Below are 26,590 nucleotides of genomic sequence, written 5' to 3'. Positions count from 1 at the left end.
ATTTTGGGCTTATTGTTCATTGACAGCTCACATCATTTTCTCTTCTTCATACCAGCAATAGGTACCTTTTCCTTTTCCCTTCGCTTCATACAGCGCTTCGTCAGCCCTGCGGTATGCTTCTTCGAAGGTCAGATTTCCTTTCTGAATGGCGGCAATCCCGATCGAGCAGCTTTGACCCAAATTCATCTCTGCAAAGACCTGCCTTGTCTCCCCGATCAGCCTTTGGGCAATCCGATCGCCCTCTTTTCTTCCCCGCTGATTGGGGAAGAAGAGCATGAATTCATCTCCGCCCATACGGCCTCCGATATCGCTGACCCGGATATTCTCAGCAAGAACTGCGGAAATCTTCTTTAAAAGTGCATCACCGGCCTGATGTCCGTGCATGTCGTTGACTTTCTTAAATTCATCCAAATCCAGTAAAAATAAAAAACCGTCTACTTTTTCTTCAATTAGTAAACGGTTAATATGGTATTCCGTATATTTACGGTTGAACAATCCAGTCATGGAATCCAGCTGAACGTCTCGTTCTAAGGCTGCGCTGCGGCGAAGCGCTTCTTCCGCCCGATTGGCAAATGTTTTAGGGTAGTATTCGCCTTCCTCCTGGTAAATGTATGGGACCGACTGATGAAGGCTGTCGATTATAAGTTTTCCGCCCGGTTCCCGGTGAACAGTAGAAGTGATACGGGTTTCCATATTGATGATAAACTGTTTGTCTCCGGTATTGGTTTCATATGCCTCAAATTCTCCGAAAACAATGCATGTATCCTCGCTCACCAGCTTTGCATTAAACCACTCATTCGCTATGTTAAATTCGATCCCTTTGGCCTCCTCCTGATCTTTCTCCAAGCCTTGAATCAACTGATTAAAGTTTTTATAAAATTCATGCTTTCCCGTACCAACTACCAGGATATCGTGGGACAGATACGGAAATATTCCCGCTATTCTTTCCGGATCTCCTGAAATGTACGCCTCCATCAAATCCTGTATTAGCTGACAGGCTGCCCGGCATAAATCCTCCTGCATGGTACGCACCTCCATATCCTAAATTATTTGCACTAATCATAGCATACAAAAGAAACTCTGTCGAGGCCGTTCAGGTTCCTGCCGGATTAATTATATGCTGTCAGGAATTAAAATGTTTTCCACTCCTGTAATGCCAAGCTGTGACAAAGTGTCTACGGTCCTGCTGAGTTCATCAATCATGAACACTTCCAAATTGGCGGAGAATTGGGCAAAATCCCCCTTTTCCAAAGGTCTGATCAGCGCATCAAAGTGAGGCGCGTAGATCGTATGAATGGTTTCCTGGCTTCTATTCATTCCGCGGAGCGCATAGGCCCAAAAGAATTGACGTAACAGCTCAGAATAAATGGTGCGGATTGCCTGATAGGGAGCCAATTCTGCAATCCTGTCCAGTATGAAATAAGATAAAATTTCACCCCGCTGACATTTTTTAACAACATATAGTTTTTGACACAGCAGTTCAACGGAACCGGAATCAAGAGAATTGAGGGTGATCAGGGATACGTCTTTACAGGACAATGCGAAAATTTGAAGACTTTCCACCATATCCAAAAGACGTCTCTGAAGAACCGGTTTGGTAAAATCGCTGTTCTCTGTGGCTTTATCAAAAGGAAGAACTACCGTGCCCACATATTTGGCGGATTTTATCGCCCCGACACTGCTTAGCAGGTCAAGCGCTCTGCGTACCGTACTGAGAGAAACGCCCTTTTGCTCTGCAAGTTCCTTTTGGGAAGGAAGCAGACTTCCAGCCTGATATACTCCGCGGCTGATGGATATGAGCAGTTCCATAGCTAAAGAGTAACAGAGCTGATGGCTTTTTTTGTAGGAGCTCCATGTAAATGCAATCTCTTTTCCCTCCGGAATCCCGTCGATTTTATTCTCATAAAACTGGGAAAGGGCGAAAGACAGCCTCTCTATGGAATGATCCACCTCAATTCGCAGCATGGACCAGTCTTTATTTCTCCAAAGTGACAGAATTTTAGGCGTATAATCTTCAGAATTGTCAAAGTACTGAAGATTTTCTTCGATACAGAAAAAGGGGTCATGTAAAAACATGAAGATCTGCCAGACGAGACGCATGAGAAGAGTATTTCCAAGAGGAATGTATTTTTGATTGAGGTAGTCCAGTATCGCATATGGGGCCGCAGGCTTTTCTTGACGAAAAAGCTGTTCCATCATATGCAGGGACTCATGGGACGCATTCCTCAGCCCGATCCATTGAGCGCTGCCAAATAGAGGCAGCATAGAGTGAACTAAATCCAGCATTGCGCTCTTGCGCGCGGAAAAGAAGGTTTGGATAAACGCCTCTGTTTCCGCAGGGCTGTATTTAACTTTTACCGTAGCGCCCACATTTTTCAAAAGAGTGATATATCCCTCCTCTTTAAGTTTTAAGTATGCGGCACGCGCCGTATCGACCGATACGCAAAGCTGCATGCTGGTCTCTTCGATGGTGGGGAGTTTTTCTTCATAATGATAGATGCCAAACTGTATTTGTGTCAGAAGGACGCTGTAAACGACCTTGCGCAGATCTGTATTATTATTCAATCGGATCCCTCCATTTTCAATGGTAATTTTACCTATAATAATTCAGTATATCATTTTTTTTGCTGCATTTCCACAATTTGTAACAGTTTGGCCTTCCTGCTCTTAGTGAGAGGTTGATATTTTCCTTTTTCTTTGCTATACTCTAATAAATCTGTATATGAACAATTGAAAATCATAATCAATGTGGTAATTCTATATAAATTCTCATAAGACATGGGTGGGACGGGGAAGAAAAAGATTGGGCGCAGATATCCGGAAGTGATTCGAGTGCGGCCAGAAAAGCGAGGAGTCAAATAGATGCGAAAACTTGTGAAAAATAAGGCGGGCTCTATAGAGCTAAGCCAGCAGATAAGCGTCATCAGCACGGCAATTCTCATTTTGCTGATGTTTTGCTTTCTGGTTTTGACCATCAGTATCTCCACCAAGCTGGCGGCACAGGCAGAGATAATATCAAATCACCCTTTTGAGGTGGTGATTTCCGCTGGTGATGTAAAGCTGTATGTATCGGAGATGAGTCTGCGTACCGAACGGCTGAAGCGCCACCACAGCAGAGATGATGTGGAAATTGCAGGCGGCAAGCTGGAAGAACTGATTCTCTCTCTGGAAAAACCGGTCACGCAGATGGAAGACCTGTACCTTGGGGATGCAAAAGATGTACAGGCACTCAAGAGTACTTTGGAGCTATTAAAGGCAGAACAGGACGATTATCTGGTGTTTTGTGAACAGCCGGATCTGACAGAGACGGATATCGAGGCTTATGCCCAGAAACACCTGCAGCCCCTTTATGACCTGGCGCTTCAACAGACAGAGGGAATCATTGGGATTGCCCAAGCCAAAAAAGTGGGATATGGTGTTACCGCGGAGATGCTGCGGACCACGAATTTGATCGGATCCGTCGTCCTGATGGTGCTGATGCTGGCGGTTCTTTTGATTTCCCAGTATGTGCTGCACCGTCAGCGAAAAGAGCTGATTTACCGCAGCAAGCTTTTCGATAATCTGTCGCTGAGCATTGACGACGCATTTATTATCCAGAATGCGGACACAGGCGTTATTGGCTACCGCGGGCTTAATTTAGAGCGCATTTTAGGCGTTCCAATGACGGATATGGAAAACCTTTATGACGGAATGAAAGAAGAAGATGCCCGGGCATTTCGAAAGGCTGCCAGGGATCACAAGTTCACTTCACCGTTTGAAAAGCTGGTGGAGTATACCAAACCAAACAGGGAAAAATGCTGGATGCTGATCCGAGTCTATCAGGCGGACGAGCTGAAAACATCACAGCTGATTACAGTATTTTCTGACCGCACCGAAGAGGTTCGTTCACGTCAGGCATTACAGGATGCCATGATGACTGCAGAACGCGCCAATCAGGCAAAAAGCGAGTTTCTGTCCAGGATGAGCCATGAAATCCGTACCCCTTTAAATGCCATCATCGGTATGACTACAATTGCTGCGGCATCTGTTAAAGAGCCGTCCAGGGTAGAAGACTGTCTTTCAAAGATTAACTTTTCTTCCAAGCACCTGCTGATGCTGATCAATGATGTTTTGGATATGTCAAAGATTGAGAGCAGTAAGATGGCACTATTGAATGAACCGTTCGATATGTTTGAGCTTGTTAATGGATTCGTATCCACCGTATACGCCCAGACGAAAGAGAAGGGAATCGAATTTACAGAAACGATGGAAGGCTTTGGGGATGCTGATGTATTCATTGGGGATTCACTGCGGCTTAATCAAATTCTTTTAAATTTAAGTTCCAATGCGGTAAAGTTTACCGCACCCGGGGGAAGTATCCACCTCAGTGTCTCACGTCACAGGAATGGAAATACGGCTGATGTTATCCGATTTATTCTCTCGGACACCGGTATTGGCATGACAAAAGAGGCCGTCGAGAAAATCTTCCAGCCATTTGAACAGGCCGACGCATCCATTGCAAAACGCTATGGCGGAACCGGTCTTGGAATGTCCATCACCAGAAATCTGATTACACTGATGGGAGGCCAGATACAGATAGAAAGTGAACCGGGAGCAGGAACCACATGCATTGTAGACCTGCCATTTAAAAAAGGGGAAGAGAGCTGTCTTCCGGAACCCGATTTCGCACAGCAGGGACTGCAGGCGCTGATTGTGGACGATGAACAGCAGGTTTGTGAACAGACGGCTGTTCTTCTGGAAAAAATTAAAATCAGAGCGGAATGGCGTATGTCCGGAGCCGAGGCCGTGGAGCAGGTGAAAGAGACGCACCGAGAAGGGCGTGATATCGATCTGTGCCTCATTGACTGGAAGATGCCGGATATGGATGGCATTGAAGTGACCCGCCGTATCCGCAGAGAGGTTGGAAATGAAGTCCCTATCGTGATGATCTCTGCTTATGATATTTCTGAAGTGGAGGAAGAAGCGCGGGCGGCCGGCGTCAATGGATTTTTACCAAAACCGCTTTACCGTTCTTCCGTCTATTCTGCCATCAAAGCGGCTTTAGAGTACAAAGGACAGCCTTCTGCCGACGGGAAAGGAAAAACTGCCGGCAGACCTTTGGAAGGCTTTACGTTATTGATGGCGGAGGATAACGCGCTTAACCGGGAAATTGCAGCAACACTGCTGCGTATGAATGGCGCGGCAGTGGATTGTGTGGAGGATGGGAAACAGGCGTTGGATACGTTCCTCGCTTCATCACCCGGTGATTATAACGCCATTCTGATGGATATACAGATGCCGGTTATGGACGGGCATGAGGCTGCGAGGCATATCCGCGCTTCCGGCCATCCTCAGGCAGTTACAATTCCTATCATCGCGACAACAGCCAATGCGTTCAACGATGATATCTCTGCTGCGCTGGCGGCCGGAATGAATGCTCATGTCAGCAAGCCGTTAGACGTGGCGCAGCTATGCAGGATTCTTACGGACTGCATCCGCAGGGCAGAACGTTAAAAGAAAAAGAATTTTACATATTTATAAAATCCGAAAGGAGCCTCATCAGGCTCTTTTTGCTTTTTATTTTGCAGGCAGGGTTATATTCTGATTACAAATGAACCGAATTTGAAATATCTTCGGGTAGAACTGAAATGTTTCATCAAAACGGCTGCTTTTGGGCATGAAAAATACAGGATTGTTTTTCTATAAAATATTGTTGATTTATAGAATGATATCTAGTATATTAAGTAATAGATTATCATGAGTCTATTACCGAAGGGAGAATCATAGATGATTAATGTAGTTGTAGATGCTATGGGTGGTGACTATGCACCGGCTGATATTATAGCAGGAGCTGTAAAGGCGGTTTCTTTAAGCCAGGAGGTAAAAGTAATCCTGGTAGGGCAGGAAGATGTTGTATCAAAGGAACTGGAGAAGCATACGTATAATAAGGATCAGATCTCGGTCCGTCATGCTTCCGAAGTGATTGCAACGGAAGAACCTCCTGTGAACGCAATACGAAAGAAAAAGGATTCGTCTATTGTGGTTGGAATGAACATGGTGAAGAGCCAGGAAGCGGATGCATTTGTATCGGCTGGAAGTTCCGGCGCAATTCTTGTAGGCGGTCAGGTGATTGTGGGCAGGATTAAAGGCGTGGAACGGCCTCCGTTAGCACCGTTAATACCCACGGAAACAGGAGTATCTTTATTAATCGACTGTGGAGCCAATGTAGATGCAAGAGCTTCCCATCTGGTTCAGTTTGCTAAGATGGGATCGATTTACATGGAACACGTAATGAATATTCCGAAACCAAGGGTTGCGATTGTCAACATCGGTGCGGAAGAGGAAAAGGGCAATGCCCTGGTAAAGGAAACATTTCCGCTGTTAAAGGAATGCAGGGATATTAATTTTATCGGCAGTATAGAAGCCAGAGAAATCCCGCATGGAGCAGCAGATGTGATCGTTTGCGAAGCTTTTGTTGGAAATGTCATTCTTAAATTATATGAAGGAGTAGGCGCTGTACTGATCAGCAAAGTAAAAGACGGCATGATGGCCACTTTAAGAAGCAAGATCGGCGCACTGCTTGTGAAACCCGCTTTAAAAACTACTCTCAAGAGTTTTGATGCCAGTCAATATGGGGGCGCTCCGCTGCTGGGATTGAACGGTCTTGTTGTAAAAGTTCACGGCAATTCGAAAGCTACGGAAGTGTGCAATGCCGTACTTCAGTGCGTTGCATTTAAAAAACAAAAAATAAACGAAAAAATAAAAGAAAGTTTAGTTTAAGAGAGGAAGGTAAGGTATGGAATTTGAGAAGTTAAAAGGGATTATTGCAGAGGTATTAAACGTTGAGGCGGATGAGATCAGTCTGTCAACCACATTTGTGGATGATTTAGGCGCTGACTCACTGGATATTTTCCAGATCGTTATGGGAATTGAAGAGGAATTCGATATCGAGATCCCAACCGAGGCGGCGGAGAAGATCGTTTCCGTAGGAGATGCTGTAGACCAGATTAAGAATGCATTAAACTAAGCAGTATAATAAGTCCAGATATGCCGGCAAGTTGATGCTTGTCGGCATACTAATATCCGGTTTTCCCGGATTTCGGCAATTTTATGGATAAAATAAGGAAAAGGAGGTATATATGAAGAGTAAATTATATAAACTGGAAGAAAAAATCCAATACCAGTTTAAGGACAAGTCTCTTTTTTCACAGGCATTGACCCACAGTTCTTATGCCAATGAACACAGATGGAGCAAGCTCAGATGCAATGAACGTCTGGAATTTCTCGGTGACGCAGTTCTGGAAGTCGTTTCCAGCGACTTTTTATTTCACAACTATGCCAAATCACCCGAAGGGGATCTCACTAAAATCCGCGCAAGTATTGTATGTGAATCGACTCTGGCTTATTGTGCCGCAGATATTGATTTAGGGGAATATCTGTTATTAGGCAAAGGAGAAGATGCGACCGGAGGAAGGCACCGCAGTTCCATTGTATCAGATGCTATGGAAGCTCTGATCGGCGCAATTTACCTGGACGGTGGTTTTGCTAATGCAAAAGAGTTTATACATCGCTTTATACTCAATGATATCGAACATAAACAGCTCTTTTATGATAGCAAGACTATTTTACAGGAAATGGTTCAAAGCAGATATGAAACTCCGCTGTCCTATGAACTGTTAAGAGAAGAAGGACCGGACCATGATAAGATTTTTGAGGTTTGCGCCAGAATCGGCGGGGAAGAGATCGGCCACGGCGAGGGGCGGACGAAAAAGGCTGCGGAACAGGTAGCCGCCTATAACGGAATCTTAAAACTAAAAAGTATGTGGGAGAAAACATGTATTTAAAGAGCATAGAGATACAAGGTTTCAAATCCTTTGCCAATAAAATTTTATTCGAATTTCATAACGGAATTACCGGTATTGTAGGTCCGAATGGAAGCGGCAAGAGCAATGTTGCGGATGCGGTCCGCTGGGTGCTTGGAGAGCAGCGTATCAAGCAGCTGAGGGGCGCCAGCATGCAGGACGTCATATTTGCCGGAACCGAGATGCGTAAACCCCAGGGATTTGCATACGTTGCGATCACTCTTGATAATTCAGACCACCAGCTTTCCATCGATTACGATGAAGTGACGGTATCCAGAAGAATTTACCGTTCCGGTGAAAGTGAATACATGATTAACGGAAGCGCCTGCCGCTTAAAGGATATCAACGAATTATTTTATGATACCGGTATTGGTAAAGAGGGATATTCCATTATCGGACAGGGCCAGATTGACAAGATATTAAGCGGGAAACCGGAAGAACGGCGGGAACTTTTTGACGAAGCCGCCGGTATCGTTAAGTTCAAACGCCGGAAAGTGATCGCACAGAAAAAACTGGATGATGAAAAACAAAACCTGGTTCGTGTCAGCGATATTCTGTCGGAACTTGAAAAGCAGGTAGGGCCTCTTGCACGCCAGTCAGAGGCGGCGAAAGAGTATCTCCGGTTAAAAGAGGAATTAAAAACATATGATGTGAATCTGTTCCTGATGGAAACAGAGCAGATCCGCCTGCAGCAGAACGAGCTGGAGAAAAAAGAGACGATCGTTTCCAAGGATCTGGATGAAACAAGACAGAATTCGGACCGGATGAAGGCGGAATACGATGCGCTTGACACTTATCTGACCGAATTAGATGAAACGCTTACAACAGCCCGGGAAGACCTGAGTAATGCCAATATTATGAAGGGCAATTTTCAGGGTCAGATAAACGTGCTGAACGAACAGATCAACACGGAGAAGATGAATGCGGAACACATCAGCGCCCGTGTACATACAATTGAAGCGGAGATCGGGGAGAAAAAAGGCCAGATTCAGGTTTTTGAAGAAGAAAAAGCTGCCATTGAAGCCCAGTCCCAAAGCGCTCTTGAAAGCCAGTCCAAGGCGGAAGAGACGCTCCGCAACGAAGATGAACATATCATGCTTCTGGATCAGAAGATAGAATCCGGAAAAAGCAGCATTATCGATACGCTGAATGAAAAGTCGGCGATGACAGCCAGGCAGCAGCGGTATGAGGCCATGCTGGAACAGGTGAATGTCAGAAAAGCGGAAGTCTGCCAAAGGATTTTAAAGGTTAAAAGCGATGAATCCGTTCAGGAAGAACAGTTAAAGATTGAACAGAAATCATTGTCGGAAATCAATGATGTGATCAATGAATTAAGCCTTGCCCAGGAAGCTGCGGAAGCCAAAGCTCAGGAGCTTGACCAGGAAGTGCACAGGCTGACCCGCAATTTAAACAATAAACAGCAGGAATACCACACGAACTATACAAAGCTGGAATCCCTGCGTAATTTGGCTGAACGGTATGAGGGTTACGGAAACAGCATCCGGCGTGTGATGGAAGTGAAAGACCGTGTGAGAGGAATCCACGGCGTTGTTGCGGACTTAATCACAACGGACAAAAAATATGAGACGGCAATTGAAACCGCCCTCGGAGGAAGCATTCAGAATGTGGTTACGGATTCGGAACAGACAGCCAAGCAGTTAATCGAATATCTGAAGAAGAATAAATACGGCCGCGCGACCTTCCTTCCGTTAACCAGCATCGGCAATAAGAATACATTTACCCAGGAAAAGGCATTGAAAGAGCCCGGAATTATCGGCCTTGCCAGCAATCTGGTTAAGATGGCTCCCGAGTATGAGGGGCTTGCCAAATACCTTTTAGGCCGCGTTGTGGTGGCGGAAAACATCGATTATGCCATCGCTTTAGCGAAAAAATTCCAGTATTCTCTCAGGATCGTTACCCTGGAAGGAGAGCTTTTAAATGCGGGAGGTTCCATGACCGGCGGTGCGTTTAAGAATTCCAGCAACCTGCTGGGGCGTAAGCGCGAGATTGATGAGCTGGAAGGCCTGTGTAAGAAAGCTTTGGTGGATGTGGATAAGATCCAGGCCGACTTAAACTTAAATGAAGGCCTGTTGACTGAAAAAAGGGAAGAACTGGAACGAATCAAAGGCGAGAAGCAGCAGTCTTATCTGAAACAGAATACCATCCAGATGAATATCAGCCAATTGGAAGACAAAAAGAATGAAATCGCCGAATCCGCAGAGGATCTGGTGAAGGAGAACCTGCAGCTGGAAGAACAGGTAACTGATATAACAGCCAGCCAGAAAGACATTTTAGCAGAGCTGGAAGAGCTGGAAAACAGAAACAGCCAGATCACAGAGCTTTTGGAAGAATTGGGAAAACAGCTGGAAGCGGCGAAGACGGAGAGGGAACGGTATGCGGCGGATCTGGCCAATGCCCAGTTAGCTACGGCAGGACTTCTCCAAAAGCGGAATTTCTCATCCGAGAATATACGCCGTGTAAAAGATGAAATTCATAAGCTGGAAGAAGAATTATCCGGACTGTCGGCCGGCACGGATGATGCCAATGTGATAATCGGCGATAAACAGAAAGAGATAGAACGGTTAAAAGGACTGATTGAAGAGACCGTACACGAGATGGAAAGCCTGGAAGCCCAGGTAAATGCCAAGGTAAAGGAAAAAGAAGAAAAAGGGATCAAACAAAAAAGCTTTTTCCGGAAACGGGAAGAGATCACGGAACGGATCAGTCAGCTGGATAAAGAGATGTTCCGTCTGCAAAGCCAGAAAGAAAAGCTGGATGAAAAGATGGAAAACCATGTAAACTATATGTGGAATGAATATGAACTGACATTTTCCTCAGCGGAACGATTGCGCAATCCAGAATTAACAATACTTACGGAGATCAGGAAACAGATTGATTCATTAAAAAATTCCATCCGTTCTCTGGGCAATGTCAATGTCAATGCCATTGAGGACTATAAGGAGATTTCTGAGCGCTATGAGTTCATGAAAACCCAGCACGATGATCTGATCCAGGCGGAGGAAACTCTGTTAAAGATCATTGAAGAGCTGGATACGGGAATGCGCCGCCAGTTTGAAGAAAAGTTCCGGGAGATTAAAGAAGAGTTCGACAAGGTGTTTAAAGAGATGTTCGGAGGCGGACACGGTACGCTGGAACTGATGGAAGACGAAGATATCCTGGAGGCGGGAATCCAGATTATTTCCCAGCCGCCCGGAAAAAAACTGCAGAATATGATGCAGCTTTCCGGTGGAGAAAAGGCCCTTACGGCCATCGCTCTGTTATTTGCCATTCAGAATCTGAAGCCGTCGCCATTCTGTCTTTTGGACGAGATTGAAGCGGCTTTGGACGACTCCAACGTCGACCGTTTTGCAGGCTATCTGCATAAACTGACCAAACATACGCAGTTTATTGTAATTACCCATAGACGTGGTACAATGGTAGCATCGGACCGTTTATACGGTATTACCATGCAGGAAAAGGGCGTTTCTACCCTTGTTTCTGTTAACCTGATAGAAGATGACTTAGACAAGTAAAGGAGAAGAAGATGGAAGAACAAAAAAAAGGCTTTTTTGGACGTCTTGTTCAGGGACTTGCCAAGACCCGCAATAATATTGTTGCAGGAATGGATTCAATTTTCAGCGGATTCTCAGCGATTGATGACGATTTTTATGAGGAAATTGAAGAAACCCTGATTATGGGAGATCTTGGAATCCAGACCACCATGTCTATCGTGGAGGATTTGAGATCTAAAGTAAAAGCCCAGCATATTAAAGACCCGTCCGAATGCAAAGAACTCTTGATAAACAGCATTAAGGAGCAGATGGATCTGGGGGAAAATGCCTATGAATTCGAGCATAGAACTTCCGTAGTCCTGGTGATCGGGGTCAACGGCGTAGGAAAAACCACATCCGTGGGAAAATTGGCCGGACAGTTAAAGGACAGCGGAAAAAAAGTAGTTCTTGCCGCAGCCGATACCTTCCGTGCCGCGGCCATTGAACAGCTGACCGAATGGGCCAACCGTGCAGGAGTGGATATTATCTCCCAGCAGGAGGGTTCAGACCCGGCGGCCGTGATCTACGATGCGGTATCCGCAGCCAAGTCCAGACACGCGGATGTGCTGATCTGTGATACGGCCGGACGGCTTCACAATAAAAAGAACCTGATGGAAGAATTAAAAAAGATTAACCGGATCATTGACAAAGAATATCCCGACGCTTACCGTGAAACACTGGTTGTTTTAGACGGAACCACAGGCCAGAATGCCCTGTCACAAGCCAGACAGTTTATGGAAGTTGCCGATATAACAGGAATTATCCTGACAAAACTGGATGGAACGGCGAAAGGCGGAATTGCGGTGGCGATTCAGTCCGAGCTGGGAATTCCGGTTAAATATGTGGGAATCGGAGAGAAGATCGACGACCTGCAGAAATTTAATGCGGAAGAATTTGTGAACGCGTTGTTTCATAATGACTAAAATAAATCAAAGGGGATATGTATTATGTTAACATTGGAGAAATTTGAAGAGGCTACAGAGGTTGTAAATAAAGTCACTCAGGAAACCAAGCTGGTTTACAGTGAATATTTTTCATCTCAGACAGGAAATAAGGTTTATTTTAAACCGGAAAACATGCAGTACACCGGCGCCTACAAGGTGCGTGGAGCCTACTACAAAATCAGTACACTTACAGAAGAAGAAAAGGAGAGAGGACTGATCACCGCATCCGCCGGAAATCATGCGCAGGGCGTTGCCTATGCCGCCAAGCTGGCAGGAATCAAAGCGACCATTGTAATGCCCAATACAACCCCTCTTATGAAAGTAAACCGCACCAAAGGATACGGCGCGGATGTGGTTCTGGAAGGCGACGTATTCGACGAAGCCTTAGAGCATGCATATAAATTAGCGGACGAGCATGGATATACATTTGTGCATCCGTTTGACGATCTGGATGTGGCCACCGGACAGGGCACCATCGCGATGGAAATTATTAAAGAGCTTCCGACCGTGGACTATATTCTGGTGCCGATTGGCGGCGGCGGACTCTGCACCGGCGTTGCAACCCTTGCAAAACTGTTAAATCCTAAGATCAAAGTGATCGGCGTAGAGCCTGCAGGCGCAAACTGCATGCAGGAATCCCTCCGCCAGAACCAGGTGGTCAGCCTTCCGTCCATCAATACGATTGCAGACGGTACTGCCGTAAAACGTCCGGGCGAAAAGCTGTTCCCATATATTCAGGAAAATGTGGACGATATCATCACCATTGAAGACAGCGAATTAATCGTCGCATTCCTGGATATGGTAGAAAACCATAAAATGATCGTGGAGAACTCCGGTCTCCTTACCGTAGCCGCCTTAAAGCATATGAATGTGGAAAAGAAGAAAATCGTCTCCATCCTCAGCGGAGGCAATATGGATGTGATCACCATGGCTTCCATCGTTCAGCATGGACTGATCCAGCGTGACCGTGTATTCACTGTTTCCGTTCTGCTTCCCGATAAACCAGGCGAGCTGGCTAAGGTTTCCACCCTTCTTGCAAAAGAAAAAGGAAATGTAATCAAACTGGAGCACAACCAGTTCATCAGCATCAACCGCAATGCGGCAGTGGAACTGAGAATTACACTGGAAGCCTATGGTACGGAGCATAAAAATGCAATCGTAAAAGCTCTGAATGAGGCTGGTTACCGTCCGAAGCTTGTGAAGTCAAAAGGCACATACAGCGATTAGTGCCTCAGGGGGATGAGAATGATGCAGCAAGCCAATTTTACTATATCTAATTCGTTAAAACGGTTTCGGAAACTCAGATATTTTTTGATTTTGGAAGGAATGATTGTAGGCGTCCTGGCAGGATTTACCATTGTGCTTTTCCGAATTCTGCTGGACCGGGCGTCTGATCTGCTTAATTTTATACTTGCCTACGGAAAAGCCCATACCTGGTTTATCCCCGTCTGGTTTATAATCCTGATCGCAGTTTCTCTCGTTGTATCGGCGCTGTTAACCTGGGAGCCTTATATCTCGGGAAGCGGTATTCCCCAGATGGAAGGGGAGATGCAGGGAGAGATTAAGCAGACCTGGTGGAGGGTTTTATCCGCCAAGTTTGCAGGCGCTCTGCTGTGTATCGGCTGCGGATTATCCCTGGGACGCGAGGGCCCCAGCATTCAGCTGGGTTCCATGGTGGGAAAGGGATTTTCAAGGCTTACAAAGCGGATGAGGATGGAAGAGAGGATGCTGATGACCTGCGGCGCCAGCGCAGGCCTTTCCGCAGCGTTTAACGCTCCCATTGCGGGCGTATTGTTCTCTTTGGAGGAAGTACATAAAAACTTTTCTCCGGAAGTTCTGCTTTCCACCATGGCATCTTCCATAACAGCCAACTTTATTACCCGCAACATATTCGGGCTGCAGCCGATTTTTTCTTTCAATGTTCCTAATATGCTGCCGCTCAACAGTTATGGCCACGTGATTATTGTAGGCATACTGCTGGGGCTTTTAGGTGTACTTTACAATACCTGCCTGATTCAGTCTCAAAAGCTGTACCAGAAGATCCCGAAAGTTTATTTCCGGGTGCTGATTCCGTTTTTAGTGGCCGGAGCCATGGGATTTTTATATCCGGCAGTGCTGGGCGGAGGTCACACTCTGGTGGATACGATTTCCGAAGGACAGATGGCAGTAGGAGCTTTGCTTCTTTTATTTGGAGTGAAATTTATATTTTCCATGGTCAGCTTTGGTTCGGGAGCGCCGGGCGGTATTTTCCTTCCCCTTCTCGTGCTGGGGGCGATCATCGGAGGATCTTACAATGAACTGATGGGCAGTTTCTTCCCATCGCTGAACGGATATATGAGCAATTTCGTGATTCTTGGAATGACCGGATATTTCTCGGCTATTGTCCGAGCTCCTATCACGGGAATTATCCTGATTACGGAGATGACCGGTACGTTTAACCACCTGCTGACCTTATCCATGGCAGCTTTGATGGCTTATCTGATTCCTGATATTATGAAGTGCGCTCCTATCTATGACCAGCTGCTTCACCGCCTTTTAGCCAACCGGAAATGGAAAAAGCCTCATCAGCCGTCAGGAGAAAAGGTTTTGGTGGAGGGAATGATCTATCACGGTTCTGCGGCGGAAGGAAAGATTGTATCCGCGATCACCTGGCCGAAAGCGTCTTTAATCGTGTCCATAACAAGAGGAGAAGAGGAATTTATTCCAAAAGGCGATACAAGACTGAGGGCAGGAGACCACATCCTGCTGATTTGTGATGAGACGGATGCGCCGGATGTATATAAGACGATTGAAGAAAACTGCCAGCGCATGCAGGAACGGCAGTCATAGCAGTTCCTGAATCTGCGCTTGTCAGATCATATTACAAAAATAGGATAGGACAGATGAATACCGGTCTGATATAATGGTATTAATATCTGTTTTATCTTATTTTTTTATTGCGGCGAAGAACCCAGGGGCAGGATTCTTTTCCCGTTTCTAAAAAAAGCCCGCCGGATTATAGATCCGTAAAAAGAAATTTAAGAAAGGTATGTGTCGATTAATTATGAGAACATTAATAGAAAATGCAACTGTGCTGACCATGGATTCCGAATACACCGTTTTCGATCATGGCTATGTTTTAATAAAGGATACCGTGATTGAAAAAACAGGAACCGGCTCCTGCGGCCTTCCGTATGATAAAAAAATCGACGGAACCAACAAGATACTGATGCCGGGAATGATCAATACCCACAGCCATATTCCCATGATCCCATTCCGTTCGATGGGAGACGACTGTCCCGACCGTTTAAGGAGATTTCTGTTCCCCTTGGAATTGGAGGCGATGACACCAAAACTGGTGTTCCTTGGCGCACGGTACGCCATATGTGAGATGCTTTTAGCCGGCGTCACCACGGTTTTAGACATGTATTATTTTGAAAATGAAGTGGCAAACGCATGTGAAGAACTGGGAATGAGAGGCTATCTGGGTGAAACCGTGATAAATATGGAAACCTGCGACAGCAAAACTCCTTACGGCGGCCTCGAATACGGAAAAACATTCCTGGAAAAATGGAAGGGACACGAACTCATTACTCCGCTTATCGCGCCGCACGCAACCAATACTAATTCCCCCGAGATGCTGAAAAAGGCCTATGAACTGGCCCGGGAGTACGATACATTTTATACCCTTCACGTCAGCGAAATGGATTATGAAATCAGTTATTTCAGGGAACACTATGATAAAACACCCACTGAATTTTTATACAGCCTTGGTGTTTTGGGAGAAAAGACCATTGCAGCTCACTGTATCCATATGACTGACCACGACTTAGAACTTCTTTCGGAAACCGGGACAAAAGCAGCCCACTGCATCGGTTCCAATACGAAGGCAGGAAAGGGAGTCACTCCGGTCAGAGATATGGTAAAGGCAGGTATCTGCGTGGGCCTTGGAACCGACGGTCCGTCTTCAGGAAATACACTGGATCTGTTTACTCAGTTTCGCCTGTTCGCATCATTTCAAAAAACTCGGTACGCAGACAGAAGTTTATTCCCGGCCAAAGAAATTATCGGCCTTGGAACGATGGGAGGCGCCAAAGTATTGGGAGCAGAGAAGGAGATCGGATCAATCGAAGCGGGCAAAAAAGCTGATTTAGTGCTGGTGGAAACGGATTCTGCCAACATGTTCCCCCTTTATAATCCTTATTCCGCCCTCGTTTATTCTGCCAATGCGTCCAATGTGGATACCGTTTTTGTAAACGGAGAGCTGTTAGTCAGCGGAAAAAAACTGGTGAAAGCGGATTTTAATGCCATTAAAAATGAATTGTCGGAAGCGATGGTTCCGTTTAATGAACAGGCTGCAAAGTATGCGGATATGATTTGATTTTGTCGAAATAAGGGTTGACTTTTTCCGCTGGGGATGGTATTTTATTTTTATTAGTTTTACAGATAAAAAATATTGCATTTATAAGCTGAGCTGTTTAATAATAGTGAATATCCTAATAAACAGCTCTTTTTAGAATGTACGGTGATAGAAAGGCTGGATGAACCATTGATTGAGAAAAAGACGAAGATTTATTGGCTGTTTATACTTCCGGGGTGTCTGTTTATCGTGTTCTTTATGATGATTCCCTTGTTTTCCCTGATATTTAAGACTTTTTTTGACGAGGGAGGAAGTTTTTCCCTGGAAAGCTATTTTTCCTTATTCGGAAGCATCTATTTCCAGCAGGTTTTCTGGAGAAGTATCCGCCTGAGCCTGTTGAGCACGGTGGTATGCGCTCTGCTTGGATTTCCAACCGCCTATTACATTTCCAAGTACTCAAAGAATAAGGGAATGCTCATGGCGTTGGCCGTATTCCCCATGTTTACCAGCCCGGTTATCCGTTCCTTCAGCTGGATGGTAATCCTCGGTAAAAAGGGATTTATCAATACCGCGCTTGTGAGCCTTGGCATTGTTTCCAAACCCATCGGCCTGTTATACAATGAATTTTCCATGATTGTGGGATTTATCCAGTTGTTTCTGCCTCTTATGATTTTGTCACTCATCGGAATTATGGATAATATATCAGAGGATTTGAATCTGGCAGCGTGTAATTTGGGAGCGACCAAGTTGGGAGCTTTCCGACATATCGTACTGCCTTTAAGCATTCCGGGCCTTGTGACCGGCAGCGTGCTGGTTTTCACCGGCTGTCTGACTGCATATACCACGCCTCAGCTGCTGGGCGGAACTGATACCAGAGTGCTGGCTACCATGATCTATCAGCAGGCCATGTCCTTAGGCGACTGGACCCAGGCTTCCGTAGTAGCAGTGGTTATGATTGTGGTTACGATCTTAGTATCCAGCGTCATTAACGGAATCAGCAGGAAATTTAATCCAACCATATAGAAGAGGAGACAAGAATGGCACTTTTAGAATTGCAGAATATCACTGCAGGATATGACAATAATGTAATATTAAAAGATTTGGACTTTCAGGTGGAAAAAGGAGAACTGGTATCCCTTTTGGGCTCCAGCGGCTGCGGAAAAACCACCACACTGCGCCTGATCGCAGGTTTTTCCAATCCTATGTCAGGAAAGTTTATTTTCGACGGGAAGGATTATACCCAGGTTCCCCTTCATAAAAGGAATTTTGGATTCGTATTTCAAAGCTATGCGTTATTCCCTCATATGACGATTTTCGACAATGTGGCTTTTGGCTTAAAGATGAGAAAACTGCCGCAGGACCAGATAAAAAAAGAAGTAATGGATATGCTTGAGACGGTGGATTTAAAGGGATTTGAAAACCGTTTCCCGAAAGAGATGTCAGGCGGGCAGAGACAGAGGGTTGCCCTAGCCAGAGCGTTGGTGATTAAACCGGACCTCCTTCTTCTGGATGAGCCGCTCAGCAATCTGGATGCCAAACTGCGGGTGAAGATGCGCGTTGAGATCAGACGCCTTCAGCAGAAATTTGGATTTACCGCCATTTATGTCACACACGATCAGGAAGAATGTTTTGCGATTTCCGATAAGGTAGCTATTATGAATCATGGGGTGATCGAGCAGCTGGACAAACCGTCGGTTATCTACAACCATCCCAAAACGGAATTTATCGCCCGTTTTGTGGGATTTGAAAACTTTATGGATTTGAAGAAGACGGATACGGCCGGTAAATATCTGGCTGCCGACAACAGTGTGATCCATGTGGAGAACCAACCAACAGGCGATGCGTTAAAAGCATGTATCCGCCCGGAAGATATTCAGATTCAGCCGGCAGGCGCACAGGTGATTAATGGAATTGCCGGAGAAGTTATGGTGAATACATTCCTTGGAAAGCGCAACCAATACAATGTCCGCACTTCAATCGGAGAGTTTGAGGTCAGCACGGACCAGGAGAGTGTTTACAATACGGGTGATAAGGTTACCTTATCTTTAACACCTAATAAAATCATATTGCTTTAAGCAGTAAAGGAGAGACGTATTATGAAAAAGAAAATGTTATCTGTAATTCTGGCAGCTGCTATGATGGCTTCTCTGACCGCCTGCGGTGGTTCTGCAAAAGAGGAACCAACGACAGCAGCACAGTCTGCAACGACAGCGGCAGATGCAAAAGACGAGGCAGCCACCGAAGCAGGTGAAAAAGCGAAAGCGTCTGAGATGCCTTCTTTTGAAGGACAGGAGCTGAAGATTTCCACATTCTCATTTAACGCAGAATTACTTCAGAAAAATGTATATGATCCATTTATGGAAGCGACCGGCTGCAAACTGATCGTAGAAGGCGGCAAGAACGCTGAGCGTGTTACAAAGATCAAAGAAACGCCTAAGAACTATGATGTAGTAATTATCGGAGATGCATTTATCGCAGACCTGATCGATGAAGATTTAATTGATACGGTTGATTCCACAAAGCTTTCCAATTTAGATTCTTTATACGATATTGCAAAAGCTCCTTTTGGAGAGGAATACGGCCCGGCCTACACATTTAACCGTTTAGGCATCGTTTATGATAAGGCAACCTGCCCGATCGAAATCAACTCCTGGGAAGACTTATGGAATCCTGAACTGGAAGGTTCCGTAGCAATCCCTGATATCACAACGACTTCCGGCCCATTATTCTATTACTCTGTAGCGAAGATGGCAAACCTGACACCGGGTACAGATGATGACGCAATCTTCAAAAAGATGGAAGAGTTAAAGCCAAACGTTATGAAGACCTACACAAGCGCAAACGATACCATTACCATGTTAAACCAGGGAGAGATCTCCGTAGCCGTGCTTCTTGACTTCTCCTACACCGCAGCTAAATCAGCTTCTGAAGATTATGTATGGGTAGATCCTACGGAAGGAACCTTCAGTGGTTACAACACCATCAACATCATCAAAGGCTGTGAAAATAAAGAGCTTGCACAGGCATTTATCGATTTCTATATTTCAAAAGAAGTTCAGCTCGCAGAAGCTTTAGACGGCGTAGATTCACCAGTCAGAACAGACGTGGAACTGACCCCGGAACAGTCTGCAAACTTCACTTATGGAAAAGAAATGATCGACAGCCTTCTGCTTCCTGACTGGTCTGTGATCAACAAGAATAAAGCAGACTGGACAACTCGTTGGAACGAGTTATTCTCCGTTCAGTAATCTGCCAAAACAAAGGAGTTTTTCATGAAAAAGAGTAAATCACTGCTTATCATAACCATTTTGGTATATATTTTCCTCATAGGACCTCTTTTGGTAATTGTGGCATCGTCATTCAGCGACACCACATACCTGAAGTTCCCGGGGGAAGGTTTTACCTTGCGCTGGTATGAACAGATATTAAAAGTCAAATCATTTGGAAATGCAGCTAAATACAGCATTATCATTGCATTTGCAGCCACAGGTATCGCCTTGCTTCTGGGCCTTCCGGCCGCGTATGCGTTAAACCGGTACCGTTTTAAAGGAAAAGAGATGATTAAAGGGCTGTTTTTATCACCGGTTCTGATTCCAGTGATTGTACTCGGTTTCGTAATGCTCCGTTATGTAGTAAACCGCTTTAAACTCCCGGCGCTGCCAAGCCTTTTAATCGGCCACACCATATTGTCAATCCCTTATGTTATGAGGGTGGTTACTTCCAGTCTGGCCAATTTTGATTTTTCCATGGAGGAAGCAGCCAGGATCTTAGGAGCCGGAAATCTCTACACATTTTTCCATATCCTTTTGCCGAACATTAAATCAGGAATTGTATCCGCATGCATTATGGCAATCATCAATTCCTTTAACAACGTATCCCTGTCCGCCTTTTTAACCAGCGCAGGCGTTACGGTTCTTCCGATCGAGATGATGGCCTATGTGGAATATCATTTTGACCCGACGATTGCAGCTTTAGCTTCTTTGCTGATGGCGATCACACTTGGCGTCATGCTGTTAATTGAAAAGACTCTCGGTTTGAAGAGTGTTGTATAATTTGTAATTGAATATCCGGTGAAAGTCAGCGCCATTAACATAAAGGGTGAAGTCATTTTGAAAAATGCTTCCACCCTTTATGTTAATGGCGCTGACTTTCTGCTTTTTCTATTGCTTCTCCGGTTTCAAGTGTTACAATAATAGTATTAGAAACTGTTTAACGTTTACAAAAGGAGGAATTATGATGCAGGAAGTTTATGATTTTTTAAAGAAATGCAACACGTATTTTCTGGCAACTATGGACAAAGACCAGCCCAGAGTCCGTCCCTTCGGAACCATTCACCTGTTTGAGGGAAAACTCTACATACAGACCGGTAAAGTAAAAGATGTTTCAAAACAAATGATTGAAAATCCCAAAATTGAAATCTGTGCCTTTGATGGAAAGGAATGGCTGCGCATTCAGGCTTTAGCCGTGGAAGATGACCGCATAGAGCCCAAAACCAGCATGCTGGATGCCTATCCCAACTTAAAGTCCATGTATTCCCCAACTGACGGAAATACACAGGTATTCTACCTGAAAGATGCGACAGCAACTTTCTCCTCCTTCACCAGCAAACCCAGAACCCTCACCTTTTAGGGTGAGGTAATCTTTATTTAGTGGACTAAGGTACGCCGGAAAGAAGGGGAAGCCCAGGCGGGCGGCGGAAGTAATCGGCAAAATGGGATTCGGGATTCGCCCCTAAGATGTACTAAGACCCGCAAGGACAAAAAGAGACAGGATCGCGCCCATTCGCAGTGAACTCCTTATGACTTCACTGCTCAAGGGGCGCTTAGAACCTGATTCGGAATTCAGTTTCTACCTGTCTCTTTTTATCCTTGCGGATCTAAGTACATCTAAGGGGTTCCATACGATCCCATTTTGCCGATTACTTCCGCCGCCCGCCTGGGCTTCCCCTTCTTTCCGGCTGTTGCTTGGCTCGCTGAGGGTAAAAAAGATTTGGTGGAGTAGTAAGATTTACATCAAGGGTGAAGGCTTTTTCAGAAATGCCTTCACCATTTAATGTAAAGGGTGAGGTCATTTTGCGAAATGCCTTAACGTTTAAAGTAAAATCTGAAGGCATTTCTGAAAATCCCTTAACGATCAATATAAATGTGATGCCACATAAATATCCATGCACCAATATTGTTTTTAACCAGGCTAGCGAAAACCAGCACGGAATCGGGATGCGGAACCGGAAGTCAAAGGTCGGCGGAGCTGTCCGGGCCGGGGAAGGAAGATGCAGCTGGAGGGGATCGTATGGAACCCCTTTAGAACTACTTAGGCCCGTAAGGGCAGAACGAGGCAGGTAGAAACTGAATTCCGAATCAGGTTCTAAAGCGCCGCTGAGCAGCGAAGTCATCAAGAGTTCACTGCGAATGGCGCTGGCCTGCCTCGTTCTGTCCTTACGGGCCTTAGTAGTTCTTAGGGGCGAATCCCGAATCCCCTCCGGCTGCATCTTCCTTCCCCGGCCCGGACAGCTCCGCCGACCTTTGACTTCCGGTTCCGTATCCCGATTCTGTGCGTCCCCCCTTCGCCAACCCCGTTAAATAACAATTTTCTATATCTGAATCGGAACCAGGTCTTCGGGGAGGGAGGAGCCTTTGACGCTTACCACAGCGCTGGCAACCTGGTTGGCATAGCCGATTGCTTTTCTTAGCGGGATGTCTTTGGTCAGGCAGGCGAGGATGGTTCCGATATGGGAATCACCGGCGCCGATTGTGTCCACCACGTTTTCGGCCGGAGTGCCGGGAACCAGATAGGAAGTCTTGTTTTTTTCCAGGCAGTAAGTTCCTTTTTCACCCAGCGTGATGATAACCGTGTTTTTGGTGATCTGCCAGAGCGCTTTTGCGGCTTCTCTGTAATTCGATTTGCCGCTGAGTTCATAGGCTTCCTGCTCATTGATATGGAGAATGGGGTTAAGGTCCATCATCCGCTCCAGTTTTCCGTCTTTAATCCGGACGCCTCTTGGGCCGGGAGCGAAACAGACTTCCAGCTGCGGATGTTCTTCTAAATATTCGATCAGATTAATGCCCGTGGATTCTTCGATTTCCAGGCCGCAGACGTAGGCGATTGAATAATTTTCCGCGTGGTACGGCAGCATCCAGTCTTTTTGGAAGGTATACTCGACTCCGTGATAGGAGAGGAAGGTCCGTTCTCCATTGGCTTCCACCAGGCAGTAACAGCAGCCGTTTTCTTGTTCGGGAACTCGGATTGCCACTGGGATTCCTTTTGATTTTAATTGTTTTGCGACATAGTCTCCGTATGTACCGCCGCCCACCGGGCTGATAAACGTATGATGGCCGCCGAGAAGACGCATAATATAGGAAACATTAAAGGCGCAGCCGCCTAAAGCCATGGTTTGCGAAGTGGGACGCAGGTTCTCCGCAGTTTTTGGCAGGTGGTCAATATTAATAATCACATCCACGCAGGTAGATCCGATAATAAGTGCAGGTTTCATATCTTTCTCCTATTTTCTTTTTAAAATTCATTTGTTTGTTTAAACTATTGTCTACAGCCCAGGTAATATCTGAACAGTAACTTAGCCTTTAAATTATACGCCGGAAAGGCGTCTTCTTCAATTGTTTTTTCATAATACTTATGGTAAAATTTTTGTATGTCCCGTTTGAGGAACTTTTTTAAGAAATGAGGAACTATCATGTATCAGAAGATAATCGAATATTCAGAAGCGCTGGACGAGAAAAGCAGAGCCAGAAGGAGAGATTTTCACAAATACCCGGAGACAGCATGGTTTGAGATGCGTACCTCTGCAATTATCGCAAAGACTTTGGATGAATTGGGATATGAGGTCCTGACAGGAAGGCAGGTCTGCCTTGAGGAAGCCAGAATCGGAGTTCCTTCTGCAGAAGAATTGATGGAACACGCCGGGCGGGCATTGGAGCAGGGGGCGCCCTGTGATTACCTGACAGAAGAGATCAAACAGGGGTTTACCGGAGTGATCGGCATTTTAAGATGTGGAGAAGGTCCTGTTGTAGCCCTCCGCTTTGATATTGATGCGTTGGGACTGGTGGAGGATGAGAATCCGGATCACCGTCCTTATAAAGAAGGGTTTTCTTCCAAGAATCACGGCATGATGCATGCCTGCGGCCATGATGCCCATGCAACTATCGGTTTGGGAACTGCGGAAGTGCTTATGAAGATAAAAGACCAGCTTCATGGAACGGTTAAGCTCATATTCCAGCCTGGAGAAGAGGGGGCCAAAGGAGCGCGGCCAATCGTGGCGCACGGCCATTTGGATGATGTGGATTATTTTGTAGGAACGCATATTGCGCCAAGCAAAGGTCCGGATGATGGAGACGTTACGCCCGGTACCTACGGTTCACTGGCAACTTCCAAATATGATGTTTACTTTCACGGACAAGCCGCTCATGCAGGCGGATTTCCGGAAAATGGACGGAGCGCCATTGTGGCGGCCGCCAATGCGGTAATCAACCTGACTGCGATTCCGCGCCACAGCGACGGCATTACCAGGGTCAATGTGGGAACGATCTGCGGAGGAACCGGACGGAATGTGATTCCGGATGAAGCGATGATCCGGATCGAGGTGAGAGGGGAGACCACGGAAATCAATCAATATATGGACGAGCAGGCCCAAAGAATTTGCCGGGCGGCTGCGGATATGACCGGATGTGAGTGTGAGCTGGTAATGATGGGCGGTTCCGAATCCCAGCACAGCGATGAGGATTTTCTGTATCACATTGCTGATGTGGTCAAAGAACATCTGCCGCGCCTTAGCGTCAGCAGCGTCGCCAATGCACTGAATTGGGGAAGCGAAGACATTTCCCTGATGATGAACCGGGTGCAGGCTCATGGCGGTAAAGCTACTTATATGCGTTCTGTGACAGATATGGCCTCCGCACAGCATACCACGGCTTTTGATTTTGATGAAAAAGTTTTAGTGGATGCCATCGAAACATTCTCTGTAATTGTATATGATTTAATGGGAAAACAGCAGTAATACTGTTCACAGTCCCGGTGTCCGCTGCTGTCAGGCCAGGCTCCGGGACTGTAAACAGTAACAGCCTTAAAAATATTTTTTTGGGTGTCAAGAAAAAACACTTGACACCCAACTCGTTTTAGTGTAAGATAACACAGGTGATTAAGTATGGAAAAAATTGTCCAGCAAGGACTGCTATATGATTTTTACGGTGAGCTTCTGACAGATCACCAGAAACAGATTTACGAAGATGCCGTATTCAATGATTTGTCTTTAAGCGAGATTGCCCAGGAACGGGGAATCAGCCGCCAGGGAGTCCATGATATTATCAAACGATGTGACAAGGCTCTGGCTGAATACGAAGAGAAACTACAGCTGGTTCATAAATTCCTGGAAACCAAGAAGATGGTGCAGGAGATCCACTGCCTGACAAAAGAGTATTTGGAACATAAAGATATTTCACTGATTCATAGAATAGAGAAGATTTCCGACGAGATCATCGATCTATAGACTTAGATTAGGAGGTTTTTCATGGCTTTTGAAAGCTTATCCGATAAATTACAGAATGTATTCAAAAACTTGAGAGGAAAAGGCCGTTTAACAGAAGCCGATGTAAAAGCAGCACTAAAGGAAGTCAAGATGGCTTTACTGGAAGCGGATGTTAGTTTTAAGGTTGTAAAACAGTTCATCAGTACCGTTCAGGAACGGGCGATTGGACAGGATGTTTTAAACAGTCTGACTCCGGGCCAGATGGTAATCAAGATCGTTAATGAAGAACTGGTTTCCCTTATGGGTTCCGAGACGACTGAGATTGCTCTCAAACCTTCCAATGAGATTTCCATCATCATGATGGCCGGCCTTCAGGGTGCCGGTAAAACCACAACCACTGCCAAGATTGCCGGCAAGTTAAAGGCAAAGGGCAGAAAACCGTTGCTGGTTGCTTGTGACGTTTACCGTCCGGCCGCAATTCAGCAGCTGCAGATCAACGGTGATAAACAGGGAGTCCCCGTATTTTCCATGGGAGACAACCACAAGCCGGTGAACATTGCAAAGGCTGCGGTTGAACACGCTCAGAAGAATGGGTATAACGTGGTGATCCTGGATACGGCAGGCCGTTTACATATTGATGAAGATATGATGAACGAACTTGTCGAGATTAAAGAGAATGTTACGGTGGATCAGACCATTTTGGTTGTGGATGCCATGACAGGACAGGATGCTGTGAATGTAGCAGGAATGTTTAATGATAAGATTGGAATCGATGGTGTCATCCTGACAAAGCTGGATGGCGATACCAGAGGCGGTGCGGCTTTATCCATCCGTTCCGTAACAGGAAAGCCAATTTTATATATAGGTATGGGAGAGAAGTTGTCCGATTTGGAACAATTTTACCCGGACCGCATGGCTTCCAGAATTCTCGGTATGGGAGATATCCTTTCCCTGATTGAGAAAGCGGAGCTGGAAGTTGATGAGGCGAAAGCGAAAGAGCTGAGCCAGAAGATCCGCAAAGCAGAATTTGATTTCAATGACTTTTTGGACCAGATGCGCCAGATCAAGAAGATGGGCGGCATGGCCGGAATCATGAATATGATGCCGGGTATGGGACAGATAAAGGGCGGCGCAGAGATTGACGAAGGCGCCATGGACCGGGTAGAAGCGATTATTTTATCCATGACCCAGCAGGAACGGGCCAATCCGGCTATTTTGAATCCATCCAGAAAACAGAGAATCGCAAAAGGCGCCGGTGTTGATATTAGTGAAGTCAACCGTATCGTCAAACAGTTCGACCAGATGAAGAAGATGATGAAACAGCTTCCTGGTATGATGGGCGGCGGGAAAAAGGGCGGCCTCGGCGGAATGCTTGGAAAGTTCAAGCTGCCGTTTTAATTAAGTTAGCAAAGCAGATATCTGCCTTTGACTATAGATCA

22 protein-coding genes are annotated in these 26,590 nt (G+C 45.8%); 17 read left to right on the top strand and 5 right to left on the bottom strand.

Annotated elements, in window-relative coordinates:
- Positions 1-27: 27 nt before the first annotated feature.
- Positions 28-1,023: a diguanylate cyclase gene (locus C0033_RS00740; protein ID WP_103225958.1), complete on the bottom strand. Its 996-nt coding sequence runs from the start codon at positions 1,021-1,023 to the stop codon at positions 28-30.
- A gap of 90 nt (positions 1,024-1,113) precedes the next feature.
- Positions 1,114-2,565, bottom strand: a complete 1,452-nt coding sequence (locus C0033_RS00735; RefSeq protein ID WP_103225957.1) for a GntR family transcriptional regulator — start codon at positions 2,563-2,565, stop codon at positions 1,114-1,116.
- A gap of 297 nt (positions 2,566-2,862) precedes the next feature.
- On the opposite strand from C0033_RS00735, the gene C0033_RS00730 reads away from it, so the two are divergent.
- The 14 genes from C0033_RS00730 (at position 2,863) to C0033_RS00665 (ending at position 21,304) form a co-directional block, all read left to right on the top strand.
- Complete coding sequence (locus C0033_RS00730) at positions 2,863-5,493, top strand: response regulator (RefSeq protein WP_103225956.1); 2,631 nt, start codon at positions 2,863-2,865, stop codon at positions 5,491-5,493.
- Positions 5,494-5,766: 273 nt separating this feature from the next.
- Complete coding sequence (gene plsX / locus C0033_RS00725; protein WP_103225955.1) at positions 5,767-6,759, top strand: phosphate acyltransferase PlsX; 993 nt, start codon at positions 5,767-5,769, stop codon at positions 6,757-6,759.
- Positions 6,760-6,775: 16 nt separating this feature from the next.
- The gene (gene acpP / locus C0033_RS00720; RefSeq protein ID WP_103225954.1) at positions 6,776-7,006 is read left to right on the top strand and encodes an acyl carrier protein; all 231 of its coding nucleotides are present in this window, start codon (positions 6,776-6,778) and stop codon (positions 7,004-7,006) included.
- A 112-nt stretch (positions 7,007-7,118) separates the two neighbouring features.
- Positions 7,119-7,823: a ribonuclease III gene (gene rnc, locus C0033_RS00715; RefSeq protein ID WP_103225953.1), complete on the top strand. Its 705-nt coding sequence runs from the start codon at positions 7,119-7,121 to the stop codon at positions 7,821-7,823.
- Positions 7,814-11,374: a chromosome segregation protein SMC gene (gene smc, locus C0033_RS00710; protein ID WP_103225952.1), complete on the top strand. Its 3,561-nt coding sequence runs from the start codon at positions 7,814-7,816 to the stop codon at positions 11,372-11,374. Before rnc ends, smc begins: the two co-directional genes overlap by 10 nt.
- 11 nt (positions 11,375-11,385) lie before the next feature.
- A complete protein-coding gene (ftsY, locus tag C0033_RS00705) occupies positions 11,386-12,315 on the top strand; it encodes a signal recognition particle-docking protein FtsY (RefSeq protein ID WP_103225951.1) in 930 nt (309 codons plus the stop codon).
- A 24-nt stretch (positions 12,316-12,339) separates the two neighbouring features.
- Positions 12,340-13,563 (top strand): threonine ammonia-lyase, encoded by a 1,224-nt coding sequence (gene ilvA / locus C0033_RS00700; RefSeq protein WP_103225950.1) that lies wholly within the window; start codon positions 12,340-12,342, stop codon positions 13,561-13,563.
- Positions 13,564-13,581: 18 nt separating this feature from the next.
- A complete protein-coding gene (locus tag C0033_RS00695) occupies positions 13,582-15,165 on the top strand; it encodes a ClC family H(+)/Cl(-) exchange transporter (RefSeq protein ID WP_347501004.1) in 1,584 nt (527 codons plus the stop codon).
- 214 nt (positions 15,166-15,379) lie between these two features.
- A complete protein-coding gene (locus C0033_RS00690) occupies positions 15,380-16,696 on the top strand; it encodes an amidohydrolase (RefSeq protein ID WP_103225949.1) in 1,317 nt (438 codons plus the stop codon).
- A 168-nt stretch (positions 16,697-16,864) separates the two neighbouring features.
- On the top strand, positions 16,865-17,698 hold the full coding sequence (locus C0033_RS00685) for an ABC transporter permease (RefSeq protein ID WP_207656845.1): 834 nt from the start codon (positions 16,865-16,867) through the stop codon (positions 17,696-17,698).
- Positions 17,699-17,712: 14 nt separating this feature from the next.
- On the top strand, positions 17,713-18,750 hold the full coding sequence (locus C0033_RS00680) for an ABC transporter ATP-binding protein (protein WP_103225948.1): 1,038 nt from the start codon (positions 17,713-17,715) through the stop codon (positions 18,748-18,750).
- 21 nt (positions 18,751-18,771) lie between these two features.
- Positions 18,772-19,923, top strand: coding sequence for an ABC transporter substrate-binding protein (locus C0033_RS00675; RefSeq protein ID WP_103225947.1), 1,152 nt, complete (start codon positions 18,772-18,774; stop codon positions 19,921-19,923).
- A gap of 24 nt (positions 19,924-19,947) precedes the next feature.
- Entirely contained in the window at positions 19,948-20,727 is a 780-nt protein-coding gene (locus C0033_RS00670) for an ABC transporter permease (protein WP_103225946.1), read from the top strand.
- Between the two features lie 184 nt (positions 20,728-20,911).
- Complete coding sequence (locus tag C0033_RS00665) at positions 20,912-21,304, top strand: pyridoxamine 5'-phosphate oxidase family protein (RefSeq protein WP_103225945.1); 393 nt, start codon at positions 20,912-20,914, stop codon at positions 21,302-21,304.
- Between the two features lie 289 nt (positions 21,305-21,593).
- On the opposite strand, the gene C0033_RS00660 is transcribed toward C0033_RS00665, so the two are convergent.
- From C0033_RS00660 to C0033_RS00655, 3 genes are read right to left on the bottom strand one after another with little or no spacing between them, the layout of a single operon-like run.
- Complete coding sequence (locus C0033_RS00660) at positions 21,594-22,070, bottom strand: hypothetical protein (RefSeq protein ID WP_180994507.1); 477 nt, start codon at positions 22,068-22,070, stop codon at positions 21,594-21,596.
- A 49-nt stretch (positions 22,071-22,119) separates the two neighbouring features.
- Positions 22,120-22,245 carry a hypothetical protein gene (locus C0033_RS27570; protein WP_278320733.1) on the bottom strand — a complete coding sequence of 42 codons (126 nt, stop codon included), beginning with the start codon at positions 22,243-22,245 and terminating at the stop codon, positions 22,120-22,122.
- A gap of 20 nt (positions 22,246-22,265) precedes the next feature.
- Positions 22,266-23,165, bottom strand: a complete 900-nt coding sequence (locus C0033_RS00655; RefSeq protein ID WP_103225943.1) for a PfkB family carbohydrate kinase — start codon at positions 23,163-23,165, stop codon at positions 22,266-22,268.
- A 198-nt stretch (positions 23,166-23,363) separates the two neighbouring features.
- On the opposite strand from C0033_RS00655, the gene C0033_RS00650 reads away from it, so the two are divergent.
- The 3 genes from C0033_RS00650 (at position 23,364) to ffh (ending at position 26,549) form a co-directional block, all read left to right on the top strand.
- Positions 23,364-24,683: an amidohydrolase gene (locus tag C0033_RS00650; protein WP_103225942.1), complete on the top strand. Its 1,320-nt coding sequence runs from the start codon at positions 23,364-23,366 to the stop codon at positions 24,681-24,683.
- A 147-nt stretch (positions 24,684-24,830) separates the two neighbouring features.
- A complete protein-coding gene (ylxM, locus tag C0033_RS00645) occupies positions 24,831-25,172 on the top strand; it encodes a YlxM family DNA-binding protein (protein ID WP_103225941.1) in 342 nt (113 codons plus the stop codon).
- Between the two features lie 21 nt (positions 25,173-25,193).
- Entirely contained in the window at positions 25,194-26,549 is a 1,356-nt protein-coding gene (ffh, locus tag C0033_RS00640; protein WP_103225940.1) for a signal recognition particle protein, read from the top strand.
- Positions 26,550-26,590: the final 41 nt, after the last annotated feature.

Source organism: Clostridium sp. chh4-2 (assembly GCF_002899675.1).
Classification (GTDB): domain Bacteria; phylum Bacillota; class Clostridia; order Lachnospirales; family Lachnospiraceae; genus CHH4-2.
The sequence above is the reverse complement of the archived record's forward strand: the minus strand, read 5'-3'. Positions and strand labels throughout refer to the sequence as shown.